This window comes from Sphingomonas bacterium (assembly GCF_903643065.1).
Taxonomy (GTDB): domain Bacteria; phylum Pseudomonadota; class Alphaproteobacteria; order Sphingomonadales; family Sphingomonadaceae; genus Sphingomonas.
Genome location: NZ_CAHJWX010000216.1, coordinates 1 through 4,801, shown reverse-complemented (window position 1 = coordinate 4,801; position 4,801 = coordinate 1). Strand labels below are relative to the sequence as shown.

The window sequence follows — 4,801 nt, the reverse complement described above, 5'->3', positions numbered from 1 at the left end:
GGTGGCGATCGGGCGGGCGCTGCTGAGCGACCCGGCGTTCCTGCTGCTCGACGAGCCGCTGGCGTCGCTCGATCCGGCGCGGCGCGAGGACGGGCTGCGGCTGGTGGAGCGGCTGGCGGCGACGGGACTGCCGGTGCTGCTGGTGACACATGACGAGCGGGAGGCGGCGCGGTTGGGGGGTGCGGTGGTGCGGATGCGACTTTCATGAGCGAACACACCGACGCCAATGCTACCGCGCGAACGCCGTTTGGCGACGTGAGCGTGCGCGTCATAGGCCCGGCTTGCAGTTGGATCGATGTCTCTAGCATGTCACCGTCGCCGCTGCCGTCTGGTATGACGGTCGACGGAGCTTCCGTCTTCCGCATCGGCGTGACGAGCCGCGTTTCGAACGATCAGCCTCTCCGCCTCGAAGTGACTGTCGAACACGACGGATCACCCGAAACCGGTCAGTGGTTAGACAGTCTTGCCGTCCCGAGCGGCGGTGGGCTGCTGCATGTCGCCGTACGCGACGACGAGTGGTTGAGCGGGTGCGGGATCATCGCCGATCCGGTACGATATACGCGACGAGGGTTTGTGCAGAAATCCGTCACGCTCCAGCTTGTAAAATGCTGTACGTCAGCCTCGCCTGGCGCACCATGGATGTGGGCGACGCCTCGACCTGGTTCGCGGCGGACCTAATATTGCCCGGCTGAATGACCAAGCATACCGTCACAGGAGTAAATCCCGTGACGGCGAACGGGGCGCCCGAGAGCGCCCCGCCGGCCGGCGCTACGAGTCCTATCGCAGCTTCGCTGCGAGCGGGCTCGTTTAACGCTTGGAGAACTGGAAGCTGCGGCGCGCCTTCGCCCGGCCGTACTTCTTGCGCTCCACCGTGCGGCTGTCGCGGGTGAGGAAGCCCGCCGCCTTGACCGGCGCGCGCAGGATCGGCTCGTATTTGGTGATCGCCTGGCTGATGCCGTGCTTCACCGCGCCCGCCTGGCCCGACAGGCCGCCGCCCTTGACGGTGCAGTTGACGTCGTACTGGCCCTCGCGATCGGTGATGCCGAACACCTGGTTGATGACCAGGCGCAGCGTCGGGCGCGCGAAATAGATCAGGCTGTCGCGGCCGTTGATCGTGATCTTGCCGCTGCCGGGCTTGAGCCAGACGCGGGCGACCGCGTCCTTGCGACGGCCGGTGGCATAGGCGCGGCCCTGCTTGTCGAGCTCCTGCTCGCGCAGCGGCGCGCGCTGGACCGGCTCGTCGATCTGGCCGGTGAGATACTGGTCGGCGCGCTCGTCGGAGGAAGCGACCGCGGCCTCGCGCTGCTGGTTGAGCGCGGCGCCCAAGTCGGACAGGGACTGGCGATTGTCGGACATCAGTTGCCCACCTTGTTCTTGCGGTTCATGCCGGCGATGTCGAGCACGGCGGGGTTCTGCGCCGTGTGCGGATGCTCCGTGCCGGCGAAGATGCGCAGGTTGCGCATCTGGTCACGGCCCAGCGGCCCGCGCGGAATCATGCGCTCGACGGCCTTTTCCAGCACGCGCTCGGGAAAGCGGCCCTCCAGCACCTTGGCGGCGGTGATCTGCTTGATGCCGCCGGCATAGCCGGTGTGCTTGTAATAGATCTTCTTCTGCGCCTTGTTGGACGTGAAGCGGATCTTGTCGGCGTTGATGACGACGACGTTGTCGCCGCAGTCGACATGGGGCGTGTAGCTGGTCTTGTGCTTGCCGCGCAGGACATTGGCGATCACCACCGCCGCGCGGCCGACGACCAGGCCGTCGGCATCGACGATATGCCACTTCTTCTCCACCTCGGCGGGCTTGGCCGCCTTGGTGGTCTTCATCAGCGCCTTCATGGGCGTGGAACCTCTCGAACGAACAACGCCGCTCGACGGGAGCGGCGGGACGCCGGCTTAGTGCCGCCGCGTCGCGTCCAAGTCAAGCATTCGTGCGGCTTTGCCGACGGGTATGGCTATACCCGGCTACGTTGGCGGCCGATCGCGTGGGCGGCGGCGACCGTGGCGAGCAGCAGCAGCACGGCGTTGAGCTGGTGCCAGGCCGCCAGCTCGATCCGGACCCCGGACAGCAGCGTCGCGATGCCGAGCCCGATCTGGAGCACCACCAGCGCGACCACCGCCAGCCCGGCGCGCGACCCGATCCGGCCCGCGCGCCAGGCGAGCGCCAGCAGCCCCGTCGCGGCGACGAAGGCGAGCCAGCGATGGATGAACTGCACCACCACCGGGTTGTTCACCATCTCGCCCGCGCCGGCGCCGGCGGGCAGGCCACCGGCCGGGAACAGCGTGTCGCCCATCAGCGGCCAGCTGTTGAACGCATGGCCCGCGTCGAGCCCGGCGGTGAGCGCGCCATAGCCGAGCTGCGCGAACAACAGCGCGACCGCGACCAGCGCGAGGGGGCGCAGCCGCGCCGCCGGCAGCAATGGTCGCCGCGCGAGCTGGCGCAGATCGAACGCGGTCCAGGCGATGCCGGCGAGGATGACCAGCGCGGTGAGCAGGTGGATCATCAGCCGGACGTGGCTGACGTCCGTGCGCACCGACAGGCCCGAGGCGACCATCCACCAGCCGATCGCGCCCTGCACCCCGCCCAGCGCGAGCAGCGCCACCAGCCGTGGCTTGTACCCGTCGGGCACCTGCCCCTTCCACCAGAACCAGGCCAGCGGCGCGGCGAAGGCGAGGCCGATCACCCGGCCGATCAGCCGATGGAGATACTCCCAGAAGAAGATCGCCTTGAACCCACCCAGCGTCATGGCGGTGTTGAACGCCTTGTACTCGGGGATGCGCTTGTAGAGATCGAAGGCGTGCTGCCACTGCGCCTGCGTCAGCGGGGGCACGACGCCGGTGATCGGCTTCCATTCGGTGATCGACAGGCCCGATTCGGTCAGCCGGGTGATGCCGCCCACCACCACCATCGCGACGATCAGCGCGACGACGCCCCACAGCCAGCGGGCGATCGCGGCCGGACGGGCGCGCGTCATGAAGGCGGGGGAGGGCTGAAGCATGGGAACAAGATAGGTCCGGTAAGGCCGATCGCCAACCGGCGGCACGCGGACGCACCGCACCCGCGCGGGTCATGCTTGCCGGCGATCAGGCGACCGCGTTCTCGGTCGAGATCACGAAGTCGCAGGCGTGAAGATCGAGGAACGACTCCTCGTCGGGCCTGATCCTCTCCAGATAGACCGGATCGGAGAAGCAGCGCGCGAGCGCGTCCACATCGTCGAACCAGAGCTCGGTGATGCCGTCATATCGCGCGGGCGGCATGCCGGGCAGCGTCGCGTCGATCGCGTGCTGCTGGACATAGCGGCGCACGGTCTGTTGTACCGCCGGCACCGACATGAACAAGGCCGCGTGCCGGTTGCGGTGATGATCGACGAACGCCTCGCGGGTCAGTGAGGACTTGCGGGTCAGCAGGATGGTGAACTTGATCATGCCGGGCTCTGGATCAGGGTTGCCACCGGACGGCTCGTTCGGCCACCGCCATGTATGCACAGTATACTTGAACACAAGGAGCAACATTGACCGACAGCCAGGCCTATCACCACGGCACCCTTCGACGCGCCCTGCTGAACGATGCGGCCGCGCTGCTGAACGAAGGGGGGCAGGACGAGCTGTCGCTGCGGGCGCTGGCGCGGCGAGCGGGTGTCTCGCCACGTGCGCCCTATCGACATTTCGCGGACAAGGAGGCGCTGCTGACCGCGCTCGCGGCGCAGGCCTTTGTCGCGTTCGGTCACGCGCTAGCGGCGGCAGACGCCGCCGCCGAACCGGGCCGGGAGCTCGAAGCACAGGCGATCGCCTATGTCCGCTTCGCGCTGGCGGCGCCCGCCCGCTTTCAGCTGATGTTCGGCCCTCGCCGTTACCAGGCGGACGACGAACTGGTCGCCGCCAAGCGCGCGGCGTTCGGCGTGCTCCAGGCGCGCGTCGATCTGAACGCCGAACCGGGCGAGGATGGTCGGGCACGGGCGGTGGGCTGCTGGTCCCTGGCGCATGGCCTGGCGGTGCTGTTCCTCGACGGACGGATCCGAGACGAACTGGACGGCGACGATGACGATATCATGCGGCGCGTCGTCCGCGCCACGTTGCGCGGCGGATCGCCGGACGCCGCCGCCGGCTGACCCGGAAGGACCCGCCCGCCGATCTGCGGGTGCCGCCCCGACCTTGCCGTGCAGGCCGGACCGGCCTATTTCCGGTATGATGGCTCACGCGCATGATCACCACGAGCCCACGGGTCTGGCGCTGGTCGCGGCGGCGGAGGCGGCGCTGGTCAAGGCGGGGGAGCAGTGGACGCCGATGCGCGCCAGCGTGTTCGACGCGCTGCGCGGCTTTGCCAAGCCCGCCTCGGCCTATGACATCGCCGACGCGGTCTCGACCGCGCAGGGGCGGCGGGTGGCGGCCAACAGCGTGTACCGCATCCTCGACCTGTTCGTCGCCGCCAACCTCGCGCGGCGCGTCGAGAGCCGGAACGCCTATGTCGCGAACAGCCATCCGGAATGCCTGCACGACTGCATCTTCCTGGTCTGCGACCGCTGCGGCCAGACCGTGCACCTCGACGACGACCGGCTGACCAGCGGCGTGCGCGACGCGGCGGCGGCGACCGGCTTCTCGCCGGAACGCCCGGTGATCGAGGTGCGCGGCACGTGCGAGGATTGCGGCTGAGCCGAGGTCAGCCGAGCCGCTTCTCCATCTCGGCGCCCGGCACCGCGACCGCGCCGACCGCCATCTGCTCCACCTGCCGGACGACCCGGTAGCCACAGGCCGCGTAGAGCGGTTCGCCGCTCCTGGTCGCCATCAGCCGGACGCGCGCGAAGCCG

General features: G+C 69.0%; 6 protein-coding genes and 1 pseudogene. 3 read left to right on the top strand and 4 right to left on the bottom strand.

Annotation, left to right across the window (positions count from 1 at the left end; translation table 11 throughout):
* Positions 1–208, top strand: a pseudogene (locus HUU95_RS08715) (molybdenum ABC transporter ATP-binding protein); the annotation flags it as partial.
* A 599-nt stretch (positions 209–807) separates the two neighbouring features.
* Here HUU95_RS08715 and rpsI read toward each other — a convergent pair.
* The 4 genes from rpsI to HUU95_RS08695 all read right to left on the bottom strand — a co-directional run bounded on the left by rpsI (position 808) and on the right by HUU95_RS08695 (position 3,422).
* Positions 808–1,356, bottom strand: a complete 549-nt coding sequence (gene rpsI / locus HUU95_RS08710) for a 30S ribosomal protein S9 (RefSeq protein WP_174279756.1) — start codon at positions 1,354–1,356, stop codon at positions 808–810.
* On the bottom strand, positions 1,356–1,835 hold the full coding sequence (gene rplM, locus HUU95_RS08705; RefSeq protein WP_174279755.1) for a 50S ribosomal protein L13: 480 nt from the start codon (positions 1,833–1,835) through the stop codon (positions 1,356–1,358). The genes rpsI and rplM overlap by 1 nt, the downstream gene beginning before the upstream one ends.
* Before the next feature lie 116 nt (positions 1,836–1,951).
* The gene (locus tag HUU95_RS08700; protein ID WP_174279754.1) at positions 1,952–2,995 is read right to left on the bottom strand and encodes a COX15/CtaA family protein; all 1,044 of its coding nucleotides are present in this window, start codon (positions 2,993–2,995) and stop codon (positions 1,952–1,954) included.
* An 85-nt stretch (positions 2,996–3,080) separates the two neighbouring features.
* Positions 3,081–3,422 (bottom strand): EthD domain-containing protein, encoded by a 342-nt coding sequence (locus HUU95_RS08695; protein WP_174279753.1) that lies wholly within the window; start codon positions 3,420–3,422, stop codon positions 3,081–3,083.
* An 86-nt stretch (positions 3,423–3,508) separates the two neighbouring features.
* Between HUU95_RS08695 and HUU95_RS08690 the strand changes: the two genes are divergently transcribed.
* Both HUU95_RS08690 and HUU95_RS08685 read left to right on the top strand, forming a co-directional pair.
* Positions 3,509–4,105, top strand: a complete 597-nt coding sequence (locus HUU95_RS08690) for a TetR/AcrR family transcriptional regulator (RefSeq protein ID WP_174279752.1) — start codon at positions 3,509–3,511, stop codon at positions 4,103–4,105.
* Between the two features lie 76 nt (positions 4,106–4,181).
* Positions 4,182–4,646: a Fur family transcriptional regulator gene (locus HUU95_RS08685; protein WP_438827203.1), complete on the top strand. Its 465-nt coding sequence runs from the start codon at positions 4,182–4,184 to the stop codon at positions 4,644–4,646.
* Positions 4,647–4,801 lie beyond the last annotated feature (155 nt).

What these genes read in the sequence shown, in the direction of transcription:
- rpsI (WP_174279756.1), bottom strand. Translation starts at nt 1,356, where the DNA reads ATGTCCGACAATCGCCAGTCCCTGTCCGACTTGGGCGCCGCGCTCAAC.
- rplM (WP_174279755.1), bottom strand. Translation starts at nt 1,835, where the DNA reads ATGAAGGCGCTGATGAAGACCACCAAGGCGGCCAAGCCCGCCGAGGTG.
- HUU95_RS08700 (WP_174279754.1), bottom strand. Translation starts at nt 2,995, where the DNA reads ATGCTTCAGCCCTCCCCCGCCTTCATGACGCGCGCCCGTCCGGCCGCG.
- HUU95_RS08695 (WP_174279753.1), bottom strand. Translation starts at nt 3,422, where the DNA reads ATGATCAAGTTCACCATCCTGCTGACCCGCAAGTCCTCACTGACCCGC.
- HUU95_RS08685 (WP_438827203.1), top strand. Translation starts at nt 4,182, where the DNA reads ATGATGGCTCACGCGCATGATCACCACGAGCCCACGGGTCTGGCGCTG.